Genomic DNA, 23,749 nt, shown 5'->3' on the forward strand with positions numbered 1-23,749 from the left:
CCTATTGATTGATGGTGATCCGTTCGCCTTTTTCGAACAGCTCCGTCCCGGAAATGAAGATTTTGTCTCCGGCTTTTAATCCACTTCTGATTTCAACCGCATGTAAACTTGTTGCGCCAAGAACGATCGGTGTCCGTACAGCGATCCCGTCGCGCAGCAGATAAGCGAAATGTCCGCCGTCACTCTCGACAAAAGGGCCGCGCTGCACCATCAGCACATCCGGTTTTTCCTCGATCAGCATACGCGCTGACACACGCTGACTCTGCCGCAATCCGGCTGGTACGTTTCCATCAAAACGAACCCGTGCCAGCACCTGATTTCTGACCACTTCCGGCGACATCGCCGACAGAATACCGCGTGCCTTGACGCCATTAATATCCAGATCCACGGCCATTCCCAATCCCAGCTCGGCAACATAACTCTCCGGAATTTCCAGCTCGACTTCCAGTTGCGATAAATCGACCAGTGTCATCAGTGCCGTGTTCGGTGCGACCACTGTGCGGTTCGCCACTGCCAGCGTGCCAACGACACCATCTACCGGCGCACGCAGACGCAGCTCATCGACCCTTCTTTGTAGATTATCTTTGAGGAGACGTTGTTGCTGTAATTGCGCCAGTTTTGATTTCAATCCGAGATCAACATCCTCGCTTTCCAGTGAACTCGCCTGCAATGCATGGCGGGCGCGGATCTCAGCGCTCTGTAAGGCATCCTGTACGCGCAGGAATTCATTTTTCTGCACCACGCCGCTGACGCCGGCTTTTTCGATACGCTGATATGCACGCTCAGCTGAGACGCGTTCAATTTCAGCCTGCTCGGCATCGCGTACTGCCAGCATTTTTTGCTTGCGTGCCAGAATTTTTTGTCTGGCAATTTCTGCTTCTAATTGTTCAAGCAAGGCTTGTTCGCGCTTCAGCTCTGACACCAGGTCAGGTGAATCCAGCTCAGCAACGACGTCGCCTTTTTTAACTTTATCTCCGGCTTTGACCAAAAAACTGACGGTACTGGCGGTACTGGAATACAGACTTGGGCTGTTAGCGGCCACCAGCCTGCCATTCACCGCTGCATCGCGCACCAGCGTTCCTTTGCCCACCGTCGCGACGCTCAGTCTGGACATAGACACAGAACGGCTGCTCCCTGTCCACAGTATTAATGCATAAACGGCGGCGATGAACAGCAAAAGTCCGGCGAGAATGCGCCAAACCCATTTAGACTGCCGCCAGAACGGTACGGCGGCGATCGGCGTATCTTGCAGTGAGGTGTCGCGGATAGACATAGTTAGTATATTTTTAGTAAATGAAAACTGAATCAGTTACCCGAAAAAGACATCGATATCAGCCTAATCTTCGGCGTTCCGGCATGTTGCTGCTATCGGCAGTTGAAAGCAGCAAATGCTTGCACGAAACGGGGAAACTGCGAGTGTCCGGAAAGTGTCCGGCGACTGTCCATTGTTTGTCCGGTACAGGCCAGCCGGTCAGCGTTCTGCCCCAGTCCAGCGGACCGAATGACCAGTGGCCGCTGGTGCGGTAATCCAATGTCAGACCGGCCCAGGGTTGCACACGGATTTGAAATTGAAAACGATCCAGAGAGAGTTCTGCTTGCACACCGCAACCACGGCAGGCGTCTGCCAATGCTGGTGCAGCACGACTATTTTTGAATTCAATGCGGCTGATGCTTTCACGCTGATCGGGGGTCAGCAGCAACAGCGATAACAATAATAAAGCGGTCGCACACATCAGTTCTGTCGCTCTGCAGCACAACCAAAGCCAGCGTTGCAGTCTCGCATCTGTCTTTGCTATATGTCTCATGATCACCTTCCTCCTCTGTGTTGACTGAGGTATTGCAGAAAGCGTGCCACAAAATATGAAATTGCAAGTATTTGATTTTATTCAGATTTATATGAATCAATCTGAATAATTGTGATAGTCCGGACAATAAAAAACGATGTCCGGACACTGTGCGGACGTTCAGGCGGATTCTGTACCTGAAGTTTGATGACAATCACTGGAATGACCTAAAGCCTTGATAATCGGGCATTGTGCCTGCTGCGGCGCCGATGCGCAGGCATCAATCAGTTGTGCCAGCATGGTTTCCATTTTTTTTAAGTCCGCCAGTTTGGCGCGTACCTGATCGAGGCGCTCACGGGCAATATCGCGTATCGCCGGTTTGTCGTTACTGTCTTCCAGCATCAGTAAATGCGAAATTTCTTCGAGCGAAAACCCCAATTCCTGCGCCCGCTTAATAAAGCGGATGCGCTCGGCATCGGCAAACGGATAAGTACGAAATCCGCTGCTCACATCGGGAACTGCCAGCAAGCCGCGGCGCTGGTAGTAGCGTATAGTTTCAACTCCCACGCCAGCAGCTTTTGCGAGTTGTCCTATGGTGTATTGATCTGAAGCAGACATAAATAAAAAGTCCTTGACTCTGTTCTCAGGTACGGAGTCTATGATACAGCGGATAGTCGATTAAGGAGAATAGTCATGACAGACCAGCATCAACATAGCGGCAATTGCTGCGGACAATCTGCCTCTGAATCTGCGACCCCATCTGCGCCTGAAGAAAAAAAATACATAGATCCTGTGTGCGGCATGCAGGTAGCAAAAAATACTGAAAAAACGGCGCGCTTTCAGGGTGTTGCCTACTATTTCTGCAGCCAGTCATGCGTGAGCAAATTCAACGCGGCACCTGAAAACTATGTCAAAACCAAACGTGTGATCGGTATGGGCAGCGTCCCGGGTGCATCTGCAGCGGTGTCCGCATCTGCGCCTGCAACTACGTCCACTGCTGCTGTGTCTGACCCGGTAGTACGTGAAGTCAGCCGGATCAAGCAGGCAGGTGGAAATTCTTGTTGCGGCGGCAGCCACGCTGCTCCGCAAAGCATGCAACACGACCCGCAAGGTGCGCATAAAGATCCGGTCTGCGGCATGACGGTGAATGAGAATAGCCAGCATCAGTTTGTGCACGCTGGTCAGACCTATTATTTCTGCTGCGACTCGTGCAAACAGAAATTCAGTAAAAATCCGCAGACATATTTAAATCCCGAGCTGGCGCCAGCAGCCAAACCGGTCGCCAAAGATGCGATTTACATGTGTCCTATGGACCCGGAAATTGAGCAAATCGGCCCTGGTATCTGCCCTATCTGCGGTATGGCACTGGAACCGAAAGAAGCGATCATTGAGGAAGACAACAGCGAACTTCAGGATATGAGCAGACGCCTGAAAATCAGTATCACACTCAGCCTGCCCTTGTTACTGCTGACGATGGGCGACATGCTGCCCGGTATTTCTTTCCATGATTTACTGGGAATGCGTATATTCGACTGGCTGCAGTTTGCATTAGCAACACCCGTTGTGGCATGGCTGGGGCGACCGTTTTTTGAACGCGCCATCGCCTCCTTCAAAAGTGGCAATCTGAATATGTTCAGCCTGATCGGCGTCGGCACTGCGGCGGCGTATCTGTTCAGTCTGTTTGCGTTGCTGTTTCCGCAGGCTTTGCCAGATGCATTCAAGATGGATGGCATGGCACCACTGTATTTTGAAGCCGCCGCCGTCATTATCTGTCTCGTTATTCTGGGCCAGGTGCTGGAGTTGCGCGCACGCTCACAGACAAATCAGGCCATCAAATCTTTGCTGGCACTGACTCCTGCGACGGCGATACGCATTGCCGCCGATGGCAACGAAGCTGAAATTCCACTCGACAAAGTTCAGGTCGGTGATCTGCTGCGCGTCAAACCCGGTGCGCACATTCCGGTTGACGGGTTGCTGGTCGATGGACATTCGCATGTGGATGAGTCGATGATTACCGGCGAACCGATTCCGGTTGGCAAACAGGCCGGAGATAAACTCAGCGCCGGTACCATCAATCAGCAAGGCAGCTTCAGCCTGCGGGCCGAAAAAATCGGCAGAGATACCCTGATCGCCAAGATCATCGATATGGTGAATCAGGCAGGTCGTTCCCGCGCACCAATACAAAAGCTCGCCGATAAAGTCGCGGGCTGGTTTGTGCCTGCCGTGATCGCGGCGGCAATACTGGCATTTATATTGTGGGCGCTATTTGGGCCGGCACCGGCACTCGCAAATGGCCTGATGGCCGCCGTGTCCGTGCTGATCATTGCCTGCCCTTGCGCTCTGGGTCTGGCAACGCCGATTTCAGTGACTGTCGGTATCGGACGTGGTGCGGTGGAAGGCATACTGATCAAAGATGCCGAAGCACTTGAGCGCCTGGAAAAAATCGACACGCTGGTCATCGATAAAACCGGCACCCTCACCGAAGGCAAGCCAACGCTGCAGGAATTCATCGTCGCAGATGGCGCGAATGAAAAGGAATTATTAGCAATCGCACTGGCGACAGAACAGCAAAGTGAACATCCTCTGGCGCAGGCAGTGGCGGATTTTATCCGCAAAAAATATATCACCGCAGCCAGCATCAGCGACTTTAAAGCCATCAGCGGCAAAGGTGTGCAGGCAACGTGCAACGGACAGCAGATCTTGCTCGGCAAACCTGCGCTGCTGGAAGAAAACCATATTGGCCTGCAGGAGTTCAGCTCTCGCATCAATGAATTACAGCAGCGAGGTCATACGGTCATGGTGATGGCGGTCAACGCGAAGGCCGCAGCGCTGATCAGCGTTGCCGACAGCATCAAAGCCAGCAGCCTGCAAGCCGTGCAACAGTTACAGCAACAAGGAATCCGCGTGATTGTACTGACTGGTGACAATGCTCAGACAGCGCAGGCGGTTGCAACACAGCTGGGATTAAACGAGGTGCATGCAGACGTGCTGCCGGAAGATAAATTCCGTTTCATTCAGCAATTGCAGCAACAGGGATGCATAGTCGCGATGGCAGGTGACGGCATCAACGATGCACCGGCACTGGCACTGGCGAATGTCGGTATTGCCATGGGTACCGGTACCGACGTTGCTATGCACAGTGCGCATGTGGTGCTGGTCAAAGGTGATCTGCGCGGCATTGCCAAGGCCCGCACACTGAGCCGGAATGTCATGCGCAATATTCGTCAGAATCTGTTTTTTGCGTTTGCCTATAATTTCATCGGCGTGCCGGTTGCTGCCGGTGTGCTGTTCCCGTGGTTTGGCATCCTGTTAAGCCCGATGATCGCCAGCGCAGCGATGAGCCTCAGTTCAGTCTCGGTGATCAGCAATGCGCTGCGGCTGCGTTATACCCGCCTGTAAGCCCGCGATCATCTGCAACTTTCAGCATTGATGAATTAAAAACAGGAAGTGCGCAACGCACTTCCTGTTTTGCATTGCACGGCAGGTTCAGCAACGCTGATGACACTACACAGACTTGTCACATCGGGGTCATCTGTCGCTGCTAGCATCGCACTCCGGCACTGCCCCCTCCCCATATCTCTTTCGCGACGGACATCGATTCTGAACATGGGAGGAGAATCTGGCAAAAAAATTGTTCAGCCAGCCGGGAGGACGCCACGATGTCTGTTCCTCATTCAACTTTTGCTGACCCATGATGAAAAAATTTCCCCTGTCAGCGCTTATACTCAGCGCTTTGTACGCCCACAACAGCTATGCCCAAACCACCACGCCGATTGAGCACGTGATTGTATTGGTCGGTGAAAACCGCACGTTTGACAATCTGTACGGCGTATATCAGCCAAAAAAGAAGCAGACGATCTCGAATCTCTGGTCAAAAGGTATAGTCAAAGCCGATGGCACACCGGGACCTAACTATCACCTGGCAGCACAAAAAACAGCAGAAAATTTTACCGCCTACACACCGACGCCAGAGGTCAAAAATTCTTACGCCACTCTGCCCCAGCCTTATGCTGCGGGCGCCTTTGGTCAGCGTCATGATGTACCGGATGCACGTTTTCCGGCAGACATGCCGAACGGGCCATATCAGATTACCAAACATGTCAGCTACGGGGCGCATACCGGTGATCCGGTACACCGCTTTTTCCAGATGTGGCAACAGATTAACGGCGGGAATAATGACCTGTTTGTCTGGGTTGCGGAAATGACGGGTGTCGGTCCAAGTAACGTACCGGCGCCGTTCGCCCCCGGCCGCACCTATCAGGGTGGCATTGCGATGGGTTTTTACAACATGTCTGCCGGCGATGCACCAATATTCAAAAAGCTGGCCGACAACTATGCGATTGCCGACAATTATCATCAACCTGTCATGGGTGGTACCACCGCCAACTATCTGGCCCTTGCGACCGGCGATGTGACCTTCTATACCGATCAGGGCAAGCCGGCAGTGCCTCCTGTCAAGATGATAGAAAATCCTGATCCACAACCTGGCACCAATAACTGGTACACCGAAGACGGCTACCGTGGCGGCACTTATATTCAGTGTGCCGATCTGTCTCAACCCGGTGCGGCAGGCATACATGCATTCCTGAAAAAGCTCCCGTATCCTGCCTTCAATCAGGGTAACTGCGCACCTGACACTTACTACATGGTGAATAACATGGATCCGGCTTATTCGCCGTTGGGTGAGCCATTGGTATTAGGTGCAGATAAGTTCCTGCTGCCGCCACAAACTATTCCCCATATTGGTGATGCGCTGACAGCTGCCGGCATTTCATGGAAGTGGTACAGCGGTGGCCGCAATGACGGTAAAAAAGTCGATAAAGAATATTGCGCCATGTGCGACACGCCGTCATTCTTTACATCCACAATGACCGGACCTGATAAGCACAAATTGCAGGATCTGCATCAGTTTTATATTGATGTGAAAAAAGATGAAAAATCTTTCCCTGCTGTTTCTTATATCGCGCCGTACGACAGTATTTCAGGCCATCCGGGTTATGCGGTCGAATCCAGTTTTGATGAACTCGCGGCAGATGTGATCGCCCGCGTCAAAGCGAATCCCGAACTCTGGAAAAAAACGGCTATCCTGATTACTTTCGATGAAGGCGGTGGCTATTATGATTCCGGCTATGTACAGTTTATCGATTTCTTCGGCGACGGCACGCGCATCCCTATGCTTGCCGTATCACCTTATGCGAAAAAAGGGCATGTCGATCATACTTATTACGATCACGCATCGATCCTGAAATTCATACAGCGTAACTGGAAGCTGGCTCCACTGTCGAAGCGCAGTCGCGACAATCTGCCTAACCCTGTTATTGATAAGAAAAATCCGTATGTACCTCTGAATCGCCCGGCATTGGGCGACCTGATGGGCTTATTTGATTTCAAACAAAAGCCTTAAGCACACATACCATCCGCATCAGTATCTGATGACAAAAGCAGGCAGACGGCAATTGCTGTATGCCTGCTTTTTTTTACGAAAGCGCAGATCATTGACGCTCGTCACCATGCGCGGATATGTCGTGTTCACCTTGTAAAAACTCGCCGCAAATATGTCGCCATGATGACCACATTCATCATTCTGTTGCAGAAATGTAGCGAGTATTTCATCCAGTCTTAATTCACTTTCCTGTCATGTTGTCTGACTACACTTTGCCGCGTTGACGTCTGGAATCTTCTGCTTTTCATCGCATTAAAAGCACTTTGCTTCCGCGCTTCTGCAGGTACGCCATCAGATCAATTCATACCCGTACTGCAGAGTCGCCTGAAGGCACACAACAATTTCTCACTCTTATTTATCATCGACTCAGGAACCCTAACATGGCACCCAAACTTCGTCGTTCCCCGCTGTATCTGATTTTGCTCCAGGCTTTTGCCACTCCCGCATTTGCGGACGAGGCACCGGCCGACATTGTCAATGTCGTCATCTTCGGCCAGGGCAATACACGTCAGGTACAGGACGTGTCCAAAAAAGATCTGGCACTCGCATTACCAGGCACAAGCCCGCTGAAAGTTCTCGACAAACTGCCTGGCGTCAGCTTCCAATCTGCAGATCCGTTCGGTGCCTATGAGTGGTCAACCCGCTTCAGCGCACGTGGTTTCAATCAGAGTCAAATGGGCTTCACGCTGGACAATGTACCGCTCGGCGACATGAGCTACGGCAACAACAACGGTCTGCATATCAGCCGTGCAATTTCATCTGAAAACATTGGTCGCGTGACTCTGTCTCAGGGTGCTGGCGCGGTCGGTACGGCATCGACCAGCAATCTGGGCGGTACAGTGCAATTCTTCTCATCTGCACCGACCGATGAATTCGGCCTCACTGGCGCACAAACAATTGGCAGCGATAAAACTTATCGTACCTTCGCGCGCGTTGATACCGGCTTGCTTTCTTCCGGTACCAAGGCTTATCTGAGTGTGACACGTCAGCGTGCAGAAAAATGGAAAGGCGCTGGCGCTCAGGATCAGGACATATTCAACTCCAAGCTGGTGCAAAAACTGGGTAACAGCAAGCTGACTGCTTTCTTTAATTACTCCGACCGTAAAGAAGTCGATTATCAGGATTTGTCGATAGAAATGGCAAACCGTCTGGGTTACGACTGGGATAACTATGCTCCAGACTGGCAGCGTGCCATCAATGCAGCCAAAGGTGTCTACAGCGGTAAAGTTAACAGCCTCGATGACGCCTACTATCAGGGCAGTGGTCTGCGTAAAGACAGTCTGCTCGGCGCGACACTGGACAACCGTTTTGGTGATGACGTTTATCTGAAAACAACCGCTTACCATCACAGTAATGAAGGTCAGGGTCACTGGTACACACCTTACACACCTTCAACAAATGGCTTGCCGATTTCCATCCGTACCACAGAATATTCGATCAGTCGTAATGGTGTGATTGCCGACCTGACAGCCGAACTTGGCCAGCATACATTCAACGCGGGTTTCTGGGCAGAAAGCAGTCTGCATACGCTGACCCGTAATTTCTACAACGTCACCGGCGGACAGGATACCAACGAGTTCCTGAGCAATCCGACCTCGACGGGCTTCAAACAAAATTTCACGACCACCACCACTCAGTTCTACGCTCAGGATACGATTTCCCTGATGGCGGATAAATTGAAACTGAATGTCGGCTTCAAAACTCCGAACGTCAAAATCAATGCCGTCAACGTGGTCGGTACCCGTGCTGCCGGTGATCTGACCGCCTCTAAAAATTTCCTGCCGCAATTGGGTCTGAATTACGCGCTGACGAAATCCGATGAACTGTTCCTGAGTTATTCGGAAAACATGCGCGCGTACCAGCCAGGTGTCAGCGGTCCGTTTTCACAGACACAGACAGCATTTAATCTGAGCGCTGGTTCGATCAAGCCAGAAACATCGAAAACGATTGATGCCGGCTATCGCTTCAAAACTGATAGTCTGGTCGGTTCCGTCGCCGCCTATTTCACACGTTTCGATGACCGTCTGATGGCAGTCGCTACCTGCGCCGGTATCGTGGGTTGCCCAAGTACATTCGTCAACGTTGGTAAAGTCGAAACCAAAGGTATCGAAGCTGCAGCGATGTGGACACTGGCCAAAGACTGGTCTCTGTTTAACTCGCTGACATATAACGATGCGCAATATAAATCCAACTATATGGATGGCAAAACGCTGGTCGATATCGCTGGAAAACAGGTTGTCGATTCACCGAAGCTGATGTTCAAAACTGAACTTTCTTATGAAACGCCACAATGGTTTGGCCGCGTCGGTGGAAAATATACGGACAAGCGTTTTTACACCTACAGCAACGATGCCAGCGTTCCTGCTTACTGGGTCATGAATCTGTCAACCGGCTATAAGCAGAAAAATCTGGGCGGCATTAAGGATTTCTCCATCCAGTTGAACGTTGAAAATCTGCTCAACAAACAATACTTCAGCACCATCGGTTCCAACGGTTTCCAGACCTTTGATCCGACTGGCACCGCACAGACTTTACTGACCGGCGCACCACGTCAGCTGTTCGTGACTGTCAGTGGCAAGATCTGATTGAGGTGGTAACTCTGGCTGTCAGCGAATAACTGACTGTCTTATTCAACGCCCCGTACCCGGCATTCCGGCGACGGGGCGTTTTGTATCCGTCAAGCGTCAGGCACATGCTTGGAAAAAGCATCACAGTCCACACTGCTGGGCAGGTAAAATACGCACCTTTGTTACTTCCTTTTGTTGTCCGGAAATACTTATGCGTTTACGCTTCTCTCTGTTGTTACCTGTTCTGATTTCATCTGCTCTTGCTCTGGCTGCTCACCCGGAAGCGGTGACAAAAAAAGGAAATCAGAAAAAATCTGTCAGTCCCACGATCACCGTGTACGCCGCTGGCGATATTGCCGATTGCCGGAAAAAGCCTGCTGCTGAATCTGTCGCGGCACGCACCTCAGACATGATCGCCAACGCATTAGAAAAGGACAGTAATGCCATCGTGATCACGCTCGGCGACAATACCTATCCCGTCGGTAAGCCTGAAGAATTCAGCGATTGCTATGATCCGACCTGGGGACGCTTTAAAGAGCGCACACTCCCTTCGCCCGGTAATCATGATTACGGCATGCCGAAAGCACTGGGCTATTACAATTATTTCGGCGAGATCGCTGGTCCCGACCGGCGCGGCTACTATACGAAGCAAATAGGTGCATGGCGCATACTTTCGCTCAACAGTAATATCGATCCGGCACAGATGGAAAAGCAAGTCATCTGGCTGAAAGAAGAACTCAGTCACAGCAAAAGCATGTGCACACTGGCATTCTGGCATCACCCGGCCTATAGCTCTGGCGGACACGGCAACAACCCGCACATGCACAGCATCTGGAAAATTCTGGCAGCGGCCAAAGCCGACATCGTACTGACGTCTCACGATCACGATTACGAACGATTTGCTCCCCTCGACGGTAATGGCGACAGGGACGATAAAAATGGTATCCGCAGTTTCGTCGTTGGTACTGGTGGAGCTAAACTAACACCGATGTTTCTGCCAAAAGCGGCAACCGAAATCCGCGACAACAATACGCATGGCGTGTTGAAACTGACGCTGCAGGAAAAATCCTATGAGTGGGAATTTCTGCCAGTTCAGGGGAGCAACTTCAGCGATAAAGGCAAGGGAAGCTGCCACTAAGATTTCACACTTAGTCTCAACAATAATGCGGCTTAGCGAGGTATTCTACCTGCTAAGCCGCATTTTTATTGAGTCTTGCAAACGAATTGAATGATTACTGCTCTGCCGTGATCCCGCGTATACGTCAGCGGTGATATTCCTCATTTCAAAATCAATTCCAAACCGGCATTTTTTTAGGACTATACTTAACTACGGCTCAACGACTTGGTGCGTTTTATCTGATTCATCGCCCGGGTTGTCCATTCCCGCGTCCGCCAGACGCATTACGGAGTCGTCATGCATATTGAAGAAACACTGAGACTTGATTTTAAAGACGTGTTGATCCGTCCCAAGCGCTCTACCCTTACATCCCGCGCCCAGGTTGATTTAAACCGGGAATTCGTCTTTCACCATTCCGGCAAAACCTACAACGGTATTCCGATTATCGCTGCCAACATGGATTCCACCGGTACGATAGAAATGGCGCGGGCACTGGAAGGCCATCAGTTATCAGTCGCCCTGCACAAGCACTACGACGAGGACACACTGGTCAGCTATTTCTCGACGCTGGAAAAAAAATCGACCGCGTTTTATTCGATGGGCATTACACAAGCTGACTTTGAAAAATTTTCAGCTGTCATGGCACGCGCAAAAAATGCGATTGAATACGTCTGCATCGATGTGGCGAATGGCTATACCGAAGGTTTCATCAACTTCGTCAAAAAGGTCCGCTCTACCTATCCTCATCTGACTATCATGGCGGGCAATGTCGTCACCGGAGACATCACCGAAGAATTGATCCTTGCCGGCGCTGATATTGTCAAAGTGGGCATAGGCCCGGGCTCGGTCTGCACCACCCGCAAAATGACAGGTGTTGGTTATCCGCAACTATCGGCGATTATCGAATGCGCCGATGCCGCCCATGGCCTTGGCGGGCAAATTTGCGCCGACGGCGGCTGCGTTGTTCCCGGCGATCTGGCAAAAGCATTCGGCGGCGGTGCCGATTTCATCATGCTGGGCGGCATGCTGGCGGGTCACGATGAATGCAGCGGCGATCTGGTCGAGCGGGACGGTCAGCAGTTTAAACGTTTCTACGGTATGAGCAGTCGTGCTGCGATGGATAAGTATGCAGGTGGCGTGGCCAAATACCGCGCCTCAGAAGGCAAAGAAGTGCTGATCCCTTACCGTGGGCCAGTGGAAGCCAGTCTGCAGGATATTCTCGGCGGCGTGCGCTCTGCCTGCACCTATGTCGGCGCGCATAAACTCAAAGAGCTGACCAAACGCACCACCTTTATCCGCGTCACTCAGCAACTTAATGAAGTGTTCGGTAAATCCTGATACCCGCCTCACCATTCCTCTCTTGTGCCGCCACAGCCAAGCGCAAGAGAGGTATTACGTTCATCGACAGCACATCATCGCAACAATACAGCACTGAAGCGGTGCATCGTGTCTGCACACTCTCGCTGCCTCCAGCCGTCAATACCCTGTTCCTGTCTGAAAACAGCCCGATTTATTTAACTGCGGGCACTGGCACAATTCCTGCTGTTATTTTTTTCAAAACAGAATCCGCATTGAAAATAGTCATCACAAAAAACATTGCCAGTAAAATTTTTCCGTGTCAGGATAGCAATATATCTTTTATACAATTTATTTCCTTCTGACCAGAATGCGGTTTTGTGAAAACTAAAAAAAACGGGAAATACCGGCACACAAGATTAAAAGATATTGATGCAGCAACCGATTTGTATAGGGAGAAATATGAATAAGGTAGTTCAACAGCGAGCACATAAACGTCACACGTCTGCATATGCCATTCTTTGTACAGGAATACTGATCACCGCGTGCTCGAAAACGCCACCACCGGAAGAACCGGCAAAGGAATCCAGCACATCTGCGTCTTCTGGTGAGATGCCTACGGGGCTGGTCAAAAATCCCGTTAATCATGGTCATGTCGCAGATGTGACCAAATGGATGGATCAGGCATCGACTAAAACAGCTGCGCAAATCGCTCAGGAAGAAAAACTGCTGAAAGAAGCCAGAGAAAAAGAAAAACAGGCACTGGAAGCAAAACGCGCTCCGGAGAGTAAAACGCCAGCCAAACCAGCGCCCGTTGCGCGGGAAGTTCTGGCGGCAGCCTCAGCACCTGCTCCTGCTCCCGCCCCCGCTCCCGCACCTGTCGTGACGAAACCGGCGGAAGCCGCCCCGGTAGTCGCAGCAGCGCCGGCACCGGCAGCACAGAAGGCAGCAGAACCTGAACGTATTGCTTTAAGACTGCTCAATAGTATTCAGCCCAAATATCCTGCAACTGCTGCGCGGGCCGGCGTGACGGAAGGTGTGGTCAGCGCCAAAATTCATATCGAACCGGATGGCAAAGTATCACAGGTCGAAATTTTGAAAGCACGTCCGCCAAGGTATTTTGATAAAGAAGTGATTGCTACGGTGATGCAGTGGAAATATGCTCCGATCACCAGAGCACAAACAACGGTCACCGAGTTTAATTTCAAGATAGACTGAGCTTACGTATTGCAATTCTGCCTTCAGGCTCACGTACGGACAGCATGTAAAAAAAAGCCCTGCCTGCTACACGCAGATCAGGGCTTTTTTTCAGGTAAAGACGGATTGACTAGTGCGTAATCAGACCCAGCTCAGGACCAGACATCAGTTTTTCAATATCCAGCAAAATAATCATACGGTCATCAATGTCACCCAGGCCAACCAGATAATCTGAGGAAAAGGTCATTCCCATATCTGGCGGAGGTTTAATCGCAACAGCAGGCAGTGTCACAACATCAGACACGCTGTCAACGATCATACCTATGACATGCCCGTCGATGTTAAGAACGATCACCACTGTCGAGGCATCAAACGTCGCCTCTCCGGTCGCGAAACGCAGACGCATATCAATCACAGGGACAATCACGCCACGTAAATTCATCACGCCTTTCAGATACTCCGGCGCATTCGCAATCCGCGTCAGCGGCTCGAAGTTACGAATTTCCTGGGTCAGCAAAATGGGAATGCCATATTCTTCTGAGCCCAGACGAAAAGCAAGAAATTCCTGATCTTTCTGCTGTGCCAGACTATCCTCCGTATCTGCTTTTGTTCCGGCAAGTTCAGCAACGCTCATTGTTCTGCTCCTTTGAAAAATTTAAGCGAAAAACGCAGAAACATTACTCTGCCTGCGTTCTGGTGAGATCAAATTCGGAGAAGCTTCAAACGCAATAGTGTATGCACTGCACAAAACCATTGCGCCAAAATATTTCCATAAGGAACTAATTTTACTTGATTTACGCCGAAGCACGCGGCTTTTAACCTAATTTAATGGCTTCGCCAATTGACGCAGAACATGTGCAGCCGCCATCAGGCCGAACGATGCAGTCACCACCACGGAAGATCCGAAGCCGGCACAGTTCAGACCACTGATTCCATTATTCCCGTTATTTCCAGTATCGACAGCATCCACCTCACATGCCTCGGCGGTTTCAGGCATCGTCAGTGCTTCCATAGAAAACACGGCATCGATACCAAATTTACTTTTCGTTCCACGCGGGAAACCGTGATTCTGCCGCAAGCGTTTGCGTACCAGCGCCAGCAAAGGTTCTTGTTCGGTACGCGATAAATCGCGGATTTCTATCTTGCCCGGATCCGTCTGCCCGCCTGCAGCACCTATCGTGATCAGGGGAATAGTGTGCTGACGACAATAAGCGATCAGCGCCGTTTTTGCCTTCACATTATCAATTGCATCAATCACGTAATCGAAACCTTGCTGTCCCAGCATCGCGTCGAGATTGTCCGGTGTCACGAAGTCTTCAACCTCGGTCACCTTGCAAAATGGATTGATCAAGGCTATCCGCTCCGCCAGTGCCGTGACCTTGGCTTTTCCCAGGGTTTCACTGGTCGCCTGAATCTGACGATTGATATTCGATTCGGCAACATTATCAAGATCAATCAGCGTAATGCGGCCGATCGCGCTGCGCGCCAGCGCCTCGACAACCCAGGAACCGACACCACCGACGCCAATCACGCAGACGTGCGAGTCCGTAAAACGTGTCAATGCAGCACTGCCATACAACCGTGCAATACCACCAAAACGACGATCAAAATCAATATCAGAATCTTGTTGCATAATGAGAGAAATTGTAAATTCAGGTGCCATTTTACAAGACCGTGATTGATGTGTCGCAAGCAGGTCTACAATGGGTACTGCATAATGATGATCAACATCTCCAGAAGGAGTCTGCATGAACAGCTTATTTGACAGTGCGCCTGGCTTTGATCAGCCACTCGCGGTTCTCAAACACTGCCACGACCGTATCCGCAAACAACTCGCGACCATGGATAAACTGGTCAGCCATCTCAACGATGTCGGCATTGATGAGAATGCACAGCAAGCAGCAAAAGCGGTCTTACGTTATTTCAATAAAGCCGCGCCCCTGCATCATGAGGATGAGGAAATTGATTTACTGCCTGAATTAAAAGCAACGGTCACAGGCACAGACGCCGAATTGTTTGCGCAATTACACGCAGAAATACTGCAACAGCATCAGCAGATGGCGCAACAATGGCAAGTACTGGGAAAACAATTACAGGCGATTGAAGACGGCACAGGTACGGATTTATCCGCCGCAGATGTGGAAGATTTCGCAGCGCTCTATACCAGCCATATGCAAATTGAAGAAGGCCAGATCGCGCCAATGGCGCAACGCCTGTTCAGTGCCGCTCAGATGCAGAAATTAGGTGCGGCGATGCAGGCACGCCGCGGCATCAGCTCTTAGTACCGCCACAATTACAGATAATCATTTTGTTTTTAAAGGAAATCTATGTCGATCGCCCATCTCCGTAAGGATTATCAACAAGCCAGTCTGTCTGAATCGGATGTAGCCGCTGATCCTGTTGTCCAGTTTGGCACCTGGTTTGAACAGGCATTGAAAGCGGATGTCGCTGAAGCAAACGCGATGAGCTTAGCTACTGTTAATGATGACGGACGACCAACGTCACGCATCGTACTGATCAAGGAATTTGATCAGCGCGGTTTTTGCTGGTTCACCAATTACGACAGTGCAAAAGGTAAGGATCTGGAAGCTCATCCGTATGCTGCCTTACTATTTTTCTGGACTGCACTGGAACGTCAGGTAAGGATTGAAGGCCGCGTAGAAAAAGTGTCTTCGGAAGAAAACGACGCGTATTTCTATAGCCGTCCGTTAGGCAGCCGCCAGAGTGCAAATGCGTCAGCCCAGAGCCAGACAATTGCCAACCGCGATATGCTGGAACAACAGCTGGCCAGTGTTGTCGCTACCTTTGGCGATCAGCCTCCACGCCCTGAACATTGGGGTGGCTACCGTCTGGTGCCGGAAAAAATCGAATTCTGGCAAGGTCGCAGTTCACGCCTGCATGACCGTATCATCTACACCCGTAATGCAGATGGCAGCTGGAGTATTGGCCGCTTGCAGCCTTAAACAGCAGCCGCTTTATCCGCTGCGCCATCGTGTATGGTGCGCACAATATCCCCCGTCACTCTCTTCAGTCGGGGGATTTTTTATCTCCCGCCGACGTCAGAACATGTGTGATCTGCCACCGCAGATCACGTCATCAAGTCATCACACTGCACTGTTATGCTGGACGATCGTTTCTGATCAGTTCACCATTCATGCGAAAAAAAATCTTGTTGCTCAGCGTTTCAGCGGGAAGCGGACACAGACGTGCAGCCGAAGCGCTGCTCGCCTGCACGCCAGCCGACGAGCAGGTGGAAATACGCCATCTGGATGTGATGGATTTCGTCACGGCAGGGTTTCGCAAAATTTACACCGATTTCTACATCAGGCTGGTGAGCCGGGCCCCGCTGTTATGGGGCTATCTGTATCATGCAACTAATAGTGCGCAAGCTAACAGCATCCTAGAAAAACTGCGGCGCGGTGTGGAAAGACTGAATGCCAGGCCACTGAAAAAAATGCTGACCAGCTTTCAACCCGATGCCATTATCTGCACCCATTTCCTGCCGGCGGAAATGCTGTCGCATCTGCTGCAAAAATCAGAACTGAATTGCCCGGTGTGGGTGCAAGTCACCGATTTCGACTTACACCGTATGTGGGTACATGACAATATGGCCGGTTATTTTGCGGCGAATGTAGAAGTTGCTGAACGCATGCGCCAGAATGGCATTCCTGCGCAAAAAATACATGTCACCGGCATTCCTGTAATGCCTGGCTTCATGCAACGGCATGATCGCCGCAGCTGTGCCACAGAGTACGGACTGGATCCGCACAAACCAACAGTTTTGCTGATGGGCGGAGGTGCCGGTGTCGGCGATCTCGACAAACTGACTGCGCACTTATTACGCTTAGAGACGCCGTTTCAACTGATCACACTGGCAGGAAATAACACACAGATGCTGCATAAAATGCAGGCACTCGCACAAAAACATCCGGGCAAATTGCTGCCGCTGGGATACAGTAATCAGGTTGAGAGACTGATGGCGTGCGCAGACCTGGTCATAACCAAACCTGGCGGTCTCACGACCTCCGAGTGCCTTGCCTCTGGTGTGGCGATGATCGTGACCTCGCCGATTCCCGGTCAGGAAGAACGGAATGCAGACTTCTTACTCGAACAAGGCGTGGCACTCAAAGCGTACGACCAGATCAGTCTTGCCTATCGCCTGAATTTACTGCTCAGCCAACCCGAAAAATTATATGAGATGCGTCGCAAAGCGCTCACCTTAGGCAAGCCACATGCGGCGGCCGATGTCCTGACACGCGTTCTGAAAGAGGACGCGATACTGACAGAGGACAAACCTTAAGCCAGTAAAGAACAAAGACTGATCCAGCCTCGCACAACACCTCCACACTCACATCATTCGTATGAATTCATCGTTTAAAAATTTATTCCTGACGCTGTTATGGGTCGTTGTACTGGCGATTTTTTTTGCGCAGGTGGAAATCCAGATAGAAGGCGCTAACGGCTGGGGCGGCAGCCTGCCGACCTGGCGCATCAATAAACACTGGCTGCTCGATTTATTCTGGGGCGGTCGGGCAATGACGGGTTACCACGCATGGGTGTTTCCGTTCATCGCCATTTTCTTTCACTTCCCCCTGATCTGGATGCAGCAATGGAACGGCAAAATTCAGGCACGTATCATCGCCTGCATCATCATTTTCTGGATAGTGGAAGATGGCATGTGGTTCGTCATGAATCCCGCCTATGGCATCAGTAGTTTTAATCCTGTACTGGTGCCATGGCATCGCCACTGGCTCTGGGGTACGCCGGCCGATTACTGGATAGGCGGTGCGGTTGCGATCCTGTTACTTTACTATTCCTGCCGGAAAGATCCATCTGCCGGACAGTAAAGTACCGCAGCAACAACAGCACCGCCCGGCTTCAGGCAATCGGGCTGTAGGCTTTTTTAGGATCCTCACCGACATCTTCCGTCGATACTGTCGGTTCCGGTGACGCCGGATTAGGCGCGACACTCTGCGTTTTTTCAGGAATTTTAAAACCTGCATAAGTGCCGGCGCTCATCCCCATTAAAGTCAGAATATTGCCGTCAAATTCAGGCATGCTGACATGCTGTACAACATACAAAATAAACAGAATGCCAAACAACAGATTGAACACCAGCATCTGAAAACGGTACAAAGCCAGCCCCTGCGCATCACTCAGAATATCGTTCCAGAAACCCTGACTCTCACTGTTGACAGGTGGCTTGGTCGCATCCACGCCAGCGGCGGCAAAATACGTCACGCTGCCTATGCCAAGCAAGCCCAGCGCCTGACTGGATAAGGTCGGAATTCCTTCACCGACCAGCCACAACCACATGTAAGAAGCAAACACGATAAAAAACCACCATGCCATCTGCACCCGTGACAGACTGAAGCTACGGCAACGAACCGCGAGATCGGTGACATCGCGCAGCAAACCCGAATCACGTCCGAGGCGCAATAATGCAAAGCCGACACCGAGTATGAAGCCGAATCCCAGCAGCAGATACGAAGGACGCAATATCTGCAGACGCAATATGCCGTTTGCCAGCGCCACACTACCAGTAACCGTATTTATGCTCAGGCTGTAAGGCAGGTCGCGGCGAAAGCCGTGTTTCGCATCTTTCCACGGCGAGCCGACCAGTAACTCGCGCATGACACCAAGTTCACTGCCATCAAGCTGCGGCATAAAAAATTGCAGACCATATCCAATCGCATCCGGGTTGCAATCAATCGGTTTCAGTGGCGTCAGTTGTCCCTGTATGCGCAATTCCACTCCGGCGTACTGATCGCTGCTGACACGGTCACAAATACCGGGGCTGGCAATCACAAAGCGATGATTGATTTCAACCGCCACAATATCGGCGGAGCGGGCAGCATCGGCAGCATCAGCAGTAATCGAAGACAAACCACAAAGAAGAAAAACAGCGACAAAACATCGTTGCAGCACAGCACACAGAAATGAAGGCGCTCTCATTGTTTTCTCCTCAAGCGGATTGTGCAACTGGTATGATAGGTGTAAAGGATGCGGGTGCTCCGGCTGGCGTCACTACCGGGGTCAGAAATAAATCCCGTTCGGCGGCGCGGCGTTTGACCAGTCCCGGTAAGGGTTTGCCATCCGCCATGACCCAGCGTCCGAACTGATCTGCCGCACCGGCACGGTTATTGGCATTGAGCATCTTCAGTAGTGTTGAACTGCGCAAATTACCGATCCCCAGATTGAAGGTAAAACTGGTCAGCGCACCGAATTCATTGTCATTCAGGGACACCAGCACGACCGACGACACATCGCGCCCTGCGTTCATCAGATCCGTATGTAACAAGGCTTCGGCCTGAGCGAGTGTAATGCCCCCTGGATACAGGCTTTGCACCTGCGCCTTATCCGCAACTCCTTTCAGGAATCGCCCCTGATAAGTGATCGCATGTCCCCACCCTATAGTCCAGATACCGACGGGATCAAGATAAGGATCGATATTGTCTGTTGCAGGATTACCGTCCGGTATCCCTTCGTATTGTTTGATCAGGTCTACTGTCGCCTGATTCACATCGCGCAGTGCCATTGCAACCTCCGGAAGAGCGTTTATCGATGCAGAGACCCCGACATCGTCATCCGCGGATCCGGATTTGATACATCAGGGATGAATGTTGAAGCTTTGCAGCGCAGGTTCCGGAGGAATAGTGTCAAATAAATATGTCAATAAATTAATTTATTGGCAAAAATTTTTCGTGCCTTCGCCACTTTAGGCGCCACCACGAACGCGCAATAGCCTTGTTCAGGATGCTGGCGATAATAATTCTGATGGTAGTCTTCGGCGATATAAAACATCGGTGCCATAGTGATTTCCGTCACGATAGGCGCATCCCATACCGCAGCCATCGCCGCAACCACTTCCTGTGCTGTTTTTTTCTGTTGTTCATCATGATAAAAAATAGCGGAACGATATTGCGTTCCGACATCGTTACCCTGACGATTCAGCGTCGTCGGATCGTGTATCGTAAAAAACACTTCCAGTAATTCACGGTAAGACACCTGAGCCGGGTCAAACGTCAGCCGCACCACTTCTGCGTGTCCAGTCTGACCGGTGCAGATCTGCTCATAGCTGGGCTGATGCACGCTGCCGCCGGTATAACCGGACTCGACTTTCTGCACACCGCGAATTTGTTGGAACACCGCTTCAGTGCACCAAAAACAACCGCCACCCAGGGTGGCAATTTCTGTGCCGGGATTCGTCATAGTATTGTTCTGATTACGTTAAAACAAAGGTGCAGAAATGGTCTTTTGCTGACAGCGACTCAATTTCAGACCACCGCTGCACCTGTACATAACAACGAGTATATACAAGCGCGAGAACACGGGTTGGTGATAGCTATGGATGACGTCTTCACCGCGCAGGCAGCATCATTCTGTATCCGCTTTATGTAATTAAAATTACAATTTTTTACAGGTTATCCCTCGTTCCTGCACTTAAAATTTATGATCACCATTTTCCGGCAGGAGTTGTCATCATGCTTTATCAGGCCATCCGTAAACTCAGAGATCAGTTACGCACGGTATTCCATATACGCCGCCGGCGTTTATTGCCGCCACCCGGAGCGAAACCGGCGTTTGGCAGCACGATCACGCTTGACAGGCTGAAGATGCAACTGTTCTTGCCTATCAATTACGAACAATGGGAATGGCTGACTTTACGTGGCTGGCGCACGCTTGATTCGCGCCAGAACCGCCGTCGCTACTACCGGGTGCCACGCGCAGCCGTGACTCGCTTATTGCAAGCGACGCCGGATGAGCGGGAATTCGTACATCAGCGTATCGTCGAACATAAATACGATAAAAAAAGGCTGGAGTAAAAGGCCGGATCAAGCAACAACCTGCAACATGACTCCTGCGCGGTCGGTAGCATCCAATACAAGCGTCTGCCGGGTTAACTGTCCGACAGACCCGCTTTCATCCTGAATTTCGTTTGCTAACCTATCAATTCTGGGGAGTATGTGCCAAAAACATTCAGAGCTCCTTACAAATAAAGGGCTTTTAAATATACTCCCCCCAGTATTATTTGAGCCCGAGGAACGCCGTCACGTCCGTTTCAGCCTGAACCCGGAATTGAACTGCGCCGCTCGGTAGCAAAAACACCCCTGCATCAGCACCTCGCTACCCTGTCTGAAAATAGCTTTCAGACAATACTCAAGCCCCTTGCAAGCGGGTAAAATGCCGTATGCAAAATTTTAGTGACGACGCTCACGTCCTGACCGGGGAAGACCTCGCTCTGCAGACGTATTTCAAAACCGGTATTTCTCCTGACGACGTTTCCGCCGTTTTCCCCTTAAAGCGCGCCCAGCCTGTATTGCAGGCATTCACGGCGCTGTTTCATGGCGGCTTCAACGGCGTCTTGTTACGTCTCCTGGTCTTGCGCGAGCTGACGGCAGATGTCGAAACGCCATCGCTGAGCCGCGCCGATATCAACGCCAAACTCGGTTATCTGGAGCCGGATGCGCTCGAAACCGTGTTGTCGCGCCTGCGCTCAACCGGCCTGCTGGTGTGGGATGCCAGCCAGTCGGTGTATCGCATCACGCCGACCGCGCGCAATGTGCTGGCCGCCATAGAATCGCTGCTGCACACGGAAGAAAATAACGATCAGGCTGAGATGAGTTACATGCTGACGCAGGTCGCCGGTGCGCAAGCAGTTGGCGGTGTCTCGGTCGAGCAATTGCATCATCTGTTAGGCCGTCTGATCGAGCTGACCGAAGAATTTTCAGATGCGATTGCATCCGGCTCTGAATTCCAGTTACGCGCAGCGCAGCAGAAATGGCATACCGCCTGCGACTGGGTGGAAAAAGGTTCGCAAATCATCCACGCGATCACCCACGATGAACGGGCCGATGCGGCCACCCACCGCGCCGCGCAGGCCATCGGCCGCGCGCAGAGTGCGCTGCTGAATATGCAAGGCATGTTTTCACGTGCGTTGAATCAGATCGAACGGCAACGCGTGCATCTCGGACAGTCGGGTTTATCGACGACCGATATCAAAACCTGGCTGCTGCAAAAAGAAGACCTCGCTGCGCTGGCTGACGATGCGCTGGCAAGTCCGGTCACACCGCTGTTTATCACGCCCTCAGAAATGATAGACGTGGCCGAAAGCGAATTGCTGAGCCATCGTGTATCAGCGGTCGCCGGCGCCCTGCCTGCTGGTGAAAATGCTGTCTCGATTGCCAATGATGATGACGATGCGCTGCATGAACTCGATCACTGGCTGGATCTACTGAGTAAATCAGACCCGCGCGAGAAACCGATCGCGCTGCAGGACATTTTGCTGCCTGCGAGTTTTTCGATTGCCTCGTACCGCGCATCGATGCTGCCGTTGCTGGGCGATGTCAATGAATCAGCGCTGCAAGGGGCAACGGCCAATCTGGCGCGCTTGCCGCTGGTCTTTCAGTCCAAAGACAAAATGCAAAAGGTACATGATGCCCATGTCGCCGCGATTTCGGTCGCCAGCATCAGCGCTGCACCTGCTGCCATTCACACGATATTCAGTGCCGACGATACTGGCAGCAATGCCGGATTCAGCACTGGTACCAACAGAGAAACACCATGACCGAAGATGCACAAATTCTGATTGCGCGCCTGCTCGCGCATCAAACCCTGCGCCGTGAAGACAAGCTCGTCAAACGCGCTTTGTCTGATGAAAATTTCCGTACCGAACTCGATGCGAGGCTCAAAGCCTGCGGCATGAAATTCGTTGATAACGTGTATGCCGATTACGTCACACTGGCATTAACACGCGACAGCGAATCGAAAGTTTTCGGCACCAAAGAAACCTGGCAAAACAATAATTTCGGTCTCGCCCGCGATGGCGTTGCGCTGCTGGTGGTGTTGTGGTCGCTGATTATTCTGCCGAAACGCGAACGCCAGGAAGCACATCAGCTCGCAGAAGAAGATCAGAACGATATGTTTGGTAAAGAAAAACCTTTGCCACGCGCCGAAGATACCTCGATCGGTATTTCATACCGCGCATTGCTGGCCGATTTCGGCGATAAGCTCGGTAAAAAAACGCGCATGGATATGAACCTCGGCCAGCTGGCGCGCGTCGGTTTTATCGAACGCAAAGGCGATCTGATTCTGGAAGGCCCGCTGCTCGATCTGCTGATGGATACCGACACGCTGAAAGACCGCATCATCAATGGCGCACTATCGGATATTTTCCAGATTCCCGCTGTGCGTACGCCTGCGATTCTGACTCCAGCCAACGAAGAAACTGATGCCGAGGAAACGCTGGCAAGTGACGACAACCTCGATGCGGATACAGATACAGATACAGATACAGATACAGATACCGATGCAGACGCGCCCCTCAACACCGGAAAAGAATAAA

General features: G+C 51.4%; 21 protein-coding genes. 13 read left to right on the top strand and 8 right to left on the bottom strand.

Translation table 11 applies throughout. The annotated features are described in order from the left end of the window. Position 1 precedes the first annotated feature (1 nt). The 3 genes from ACPAOP_RS03615 to ACPAOP_RS03625 form a co-directional block, all read right to left on the bottom strand. Positions 2 to 1,273, bottom strand: coding sequence for an efflux RND transporter periplasmic adaptor subunit (locus ACPAOP_RS03615; protein WP_423681236.1), 1,272 nt, complete (start codon positions 1,271 to 1,273; stop codon positions 2 to 4). Positions 1,274 to 1,331: 58 nt separating this feature from the next. Then, positions 1,332 to 1,805, bottom strand: a complete 474-nt coding sequence (locus tag ACPAOP_RS03620; protein ID WP_423709370.1) for a hypothetical protein — start codon at positions 1,803 to 1,805, stop codon at positions 1,332 to 1,334. A 159-nt stretch (positions 1,806 to 1,964) separates the two neighbouring features. Then, the gene (locus ACPAOP_RS03625) at positions 1,965 to 2,402 is read right to left on the bottom strand and encodes a MerR family transcriptional regulator (protein WP_423681238.1); all 438 of its coding nucleotides are present in this window, start codon (positions 2,400 to 2,402) and stop codon (positions 1,965 to 1,967) included. A 75-nt stretch (positions 2,403 to 2,477) separates the two neighbouring features. On the opposite strand from ACPAOP_RS03625, the gene ACPAOP_RS03630 reads away from it, so the two are divergent. The 6 genes from ACPAOP_RS03630 to ACPAOP_RS03655 all read left to right on the top strand — a co-directional run bounded on the left by ACPAOP_RS03630 (position 2,478) and on the right by ACPAOP_RS03655 (position 13,425). Beyond that, on the top strand, positions 2,478 to 5,183 hold the full coding sequence (locus ACPAOP_RS03630) for a heavy metal translocating P-type ATPase (protein WP_423709371.1): 2,706 nt from the start codon (positions 2,478 to 2,480) through the stop codon (positions 5,181 to 5,183). 295 nt (positions 5,184 to 5,478) lie between these two features. Further along, positions 5,479 to 7,188 carry an alkaline phosphatase family protein gene (locus ACPAOP_RS03635; RefSeq protein WP_423709372.1) on the top strand — a complete coding sequence of 570 codons (1,710 nt, stop codon included), beginning with the start codon at positions 5,479 to 5,481 and terminating at the stop codon, positions 7,186 to 7,188. 419 nt (positions 7,189 to 7,607) lie between these two features. Next, positions 7,608 to 9,812 (top strand): TonB-dependent receptor, encoded by a 2,205-nt coding sequence (locus ACPAOP_RS03640; protein ID WP_423709373.1) that lies wholly within the window; start codon positions 7,608 to 7,610, stop codon positions 9,810 to 9,812. Positions 9,813 to 10,005: 193 nt separating this feature from the next. After that, positions 10,006 to 10,932, top strand: coding sequence for a metallophosphoesterase family protein (locus ACPAOP_RS03645; RefSeq protein ID WP_423709374.1), 927 nt, complete (start codon positions 10,006 to 10,008; stop codon positions 10,930 to 10,932). A 276-nt stretch (positions 10,933 to 11,208) separates the two neighbouring features. Next, positions 11,209 to 12,249 (top strand): GMP reductase, encoded by a 1,041-nt coding sequence (locus ACPAOP_RS03650; protein ID WP_423709375.1) that lies wholly within the window; start codon positions 11,209 to 11,211, stop codon positions 12,247 to 12,249. A 420-nt stretch (positions 12,250 to 12,669) separates the two neighbouring features. Continuing rightward, the gene (locus ACPAOP_RS03655) at positions 12,670 to 13,425 is read left to right on the top strand and encodes an energy transducer TonB (RefSeq protein ID WP_423709376.1); all 756 of its coding nucleotides are present in this window, start codon (positions 12,670 to 12,672) and stop codon (positions 13,423 to 13,425) included. Positions 13,426 to 13,534: 109 nt separating this feature from the next. Here ACPAOP_RS03655 and ACPAOP_RS03660 read toward each other — a convergent pair whose 3' ends face one another. Both ACPAOP_RS03660 and tcdA read right to left on the bottom strand, forming a co-directional pair. Beyond that, entirely contained in the window at positions 13,535 to 14,038 is a 504-nt protein-coding gene (locus ACPAOP_RS03660; RefSeq protein ID WP_423709377.1) for a chemotaxis protein CheW, read from the bottom strand. Between the two features lie 186 nt (positions 14,039 to 14,224). Beyond that, positions 14,225 to 15,037, bottom strand: a complete 813-nt coding sequence (tcdA, locus tag ACPAOP_RS03665) for a tRNA cyclic N6-threonylcarbamoyladenosine(37) synthase TcdA (protein ID WP_423681247.1) — start codon at positions 15,035 to 15,037, stop codon at positions 14,225 to 14,227. A gap of 115 nt (positions 15,038 to 15,152) precedes the next feature. On the opposite strand from tcdA, the gene ACPAOP_RS03670 reads away from it, so the two are divergent. The 4 genes from ACPAOP_RS03670 (at position 15,153) to ACPAOP_RS03685 (ending at position 18,251) form a co-directional block, all read left to right on the top strand. Continuing rightward, positions 15,153 to 15,686: a hemerythrin domain-containing protein gene (locus ACPAOP_RS03670; protein WP_423681248.1), complete on the top strand. Its 534-nt coding sequence runs from the start codon at positions 15,153 to 15,155 to the stop codon at positions 15,684 to 15,686. A gap of 45 nt (positions 15,687 to 15,731) precedes the next feature. Continuing rightward, on the top strand, positions 15,732 to 16,367 hold the full coding sequence (gene pdxH / locus ACPAOP_RS03675) for a pyridoxamine 5'-phosphate oxidase (protein WP_423709378.1): 636 nt from the start codon (positions 15,732 to 15,734) through the stop codon (positions 16,365 to 16,367). Between the two features lie 191 nt (positions 16,368 to 16,558). Then, entirely contained in the window at positions 16,559 to 17,704 is a 1,146-nt protein-coding gene (locus ACPAOP_RS03680; RefSeq protein WP_423709379.1) for an MGDG synthase family glycosyltransferase, read from the top strand. Positions 17,705 to 17,765: 61 nt separating this feature from the next. Further along, positions 17,766 to 18,251, top strand: coding sequence for a hypothetical protein (locus tag ACPAOP_RS03685; protein ID WP_423709380.1), 486 nt, complete (start codon positions 17,766 to 17,768; stop codon positions 18,249 to 18,251). Positions 18,252 to 18,282: 31 nt separating this feature from the next. On the opposite strand, the gene ACPAOP_RS03690 is transcribed toward ACPAOP_RS03685, so the two are convergent. From ACPAOP_RS03690 to msrA, 3 genes are all read right to left on the bottom strand, one after another. Next, complete coding sequence (locus ACPAOP_RS03690; protein ID WP_423709381.1) at positions 18,283 to 19,359, bottom strand: hypothetical protein; 1,077 nt, start codon at positions 19,357 to 19,359, stop codon at positions 18,283 to 18,285. A gap of 10 nt (positions 19,360 to 19,369) precedes the next feature. Continuing rightward, positions 19,370 to 19,942 (bottom strand): lysozyme, encoded by a 573-nt coding sequence (locus tag ACPAOP_RS03695; RefSeq protein ID WP_423709382.1) that lies wholly within the window; start codon positions 19,940 to 19,942, stop codon positions 19,370 to 19,372. Positions 19,943 to 20,076: 134 nt separating this feature from the next. Further along, the gene (gene msrA / locus ACPAOP_RS03700) at positions 20,077 to 20,616 is read right to left on the bottom strand and encodes a peptide-methionine (S)-S-oxide reductase MsrA (RefSeq protein WP_423709383.1); all 540 of its coding nucleotides are present in this window, start codon (positions 20,614 to 20,616) and stop codon (positions 20,077 to 20,079) included. A gap of 272 nt (positions 20,617 to 20,888) precedes the next feature. On the opposite strand from msrA, the gene ACPAOP_RS03705 reads away from it, so the two are divergent. The 3 genes from ACPAOP_RS03705 (at position 20,889) to ACPAOP_RS03715 (ending at position 23,748) form a co-directional block, all read left to right on the top strand. Then, on the top strand, positions 20,889 to 21,230 hold the full coding sequence (locus tag ACPAOP_RS03705; RefSeq protein WP_423681255.1) for a hypothetical protein: 342 nt from the start codon (positions 20,889 to 20,891) through the stop codon (positions 21,228 to 21,230). A gap of 365 nt (positions 21,231 to 21,595) precedes the next feature. Continuing rightward, entirely contained in the window at positions 21,596 to 22,972 is a 1,377-nt protein-coding gene (locus ACPAOP_RS03710) for a hypothetical protein (RefSeq protein WP_423709384.1), read from the top strand. After that, positions 22,969 to 23,748: a hypothetical protein gene (locus tag ACPAOP_RS03715; protein WP_423709385.1), complete on the top strand. Its 780-nt coding sequence runs from the start codon at positions 22,969 to 22,971 to the stop codon at positions 23,746 to 23,748. The genes ACPAOP_RS03710 and ACPAOP_RS03715 overlap by 4 nt, the downstream gene beginning before the upstream one ends. Position 23,749: the final 1 nt, after the last annotated feature.

Source organism: Undibacterium sp. WLX3042 (genome assembly GCF_049544825.1).
Lineage (GTDB): Bacteria > Pseudomonadota > Gammaproteobacteria > Burkholderiales > Burkholderiaceae_D > Undibacterium.

Bases quoted from the DNA above. Each gene is read 5' to 3' on its own strand.
- ACPAOP_RS03615 (WP_423681236.1), bottom strand. From the start codon at position 1,273: ATGTCTATCCGCGACACCTCACTGCAAGATACGCCGATCGCCGCCGTA.
- ACPAOP_RS03620 (WP_423709370.1), bottom strand. From the start codon at position 1,805: ATGAGACATATAGCAAAGACAGATGCGAGACTGCAACGCTGGCTTTGG.
- ACPAOP_RS03625 (WP_423681238.1), bottom strand. From the start codon at position 2,402: ATGTCTGCTTCAGATCAATACACCATAGGACAACTCGCAAAAGCTGCT.
- ACPAOP_RS03630 (WP_423709371.1), top strand. From the start codon at position 2,478: ATGACAGACCAGCATCAACATAGCGGCAATTGCTGCGGACAATCTGCC.
- ACPAOP_RS03635 (WP_423709372.1), top strand. From the start codon at position 5,479: ATGAAAAAATTTCCCCTGTCAGCGCTTATACTCAGCGCTTTGTACGCC.
- ACPAOP_RS03640 (WP_423709373.1), top strand. From the start codon at position 7,608: ATGGCACCCAAACTTCGTCGTTCCCCGCTGTATCTGATTTTGCTCCAG.
- ACPAOP_RS03645 (WP_423709374.1), top strand. From the start codon at position 10,006: ATGCGTTTACGCTTCTCTCTGTTGTTACCTGTTCTGATTTCATCTGCT.
- ACPAOP_RS03650 (WP_423709375.1), top strand. From the start codon at position 11,209: ATGCATATTGAAGAAACACTGAGACTTGATTTTAAAGACGTGTTGATC.
- ACPAOP_RS03655 (WP_423709376.1), top strand. From the start codon at position 12,670: ATGAATAAGGTAGTTCAACAGCGAGCACATAAACGTCACACGTCTGCA.
- ACPAOP_RS03660 (WP_423709377.1), bottom strand. From the start codon at position 14,038: ATGAGCGTTGCTGAACTTGCCGGAACAAAAGCAGATACGGAGGATAGT.
- tcdA (WP_423681247.1), bottom strand. From the start codon at position 15,037: ATGCAACAAGATTCTGATATTGATTTTGATCGTCGTTTTGGTGGTATT.
- ACPAOP_RS03670 (WP_423681248.1), top strand. From the start codon at position 15,153: ATGAACAGCTTATTTGACAGTGCGCCTGGCTTTGATCAGCCACTCGCG.
- pdxH (WP_423709378.1), top strand. From the start codon at position 15,732: ATGTCGATCGCCCATCTCCGTAAGGATTATCAACAAGCCAGTCTGTCT.
- ACPAOP_RS03680 (WP_423709379.1), top strand. From the start codon at position 16,559: ATGCGAAAAAAAATCTTGTTGCTCAGCGTTTCAGCGGGAAGCGGACAC.
- ACPAOP_RS03685 (WP_423709380.1), top strand. From the start codon at position 17,766: ATGAATTCATCGTTTAAAAATTTATTCCTGACGCTGTTATGGGTCGTT.
- ACPAOP_RS03690 (WP_423709381.1), bottom strand. From the start codon at position 19,359: ATGAGAGCGCCTTCATTTCTGTGTGCTGTGCTGCAACGATGTTTTGTC.
- ACPAOP_RS03695 (WP_423709382.1), bottom strand. From the start codon at position 19,942: ATGGCACTGCGCGATGTGAATCAGGCGACAGTAGACCTGATCAAACAA.
- msrA (WP_423709383.1), bottom strand. From the start codon at position 20,616: ATGACGAATCCCGGCACAGAAATTGCCACCCTGGGTGGCGGTTGTTTT.
- ACPAOP_RS03705 (WP_423681255.1), top strand. From the start codon at position 20,889: ATGCTTTATCAGGCCATCCGTAAACTCAGAGATCAGTTACGCACGGTA.
- ACPAOP_RS03710 (WP_423709384.1), top strand. From the start codon at position 21,596: ATGCAAAATTTTAGTGACGACGCTCACGTCCTGACCGGGGAAGACCTC.
- ACPAOP_RS03715 (WP_423709385.1), top strand. From the start codon at position 22,969: ATGACCGAAGATGCACAAATTCTGATTGCGCGCCTGCTCGCGCATCAA.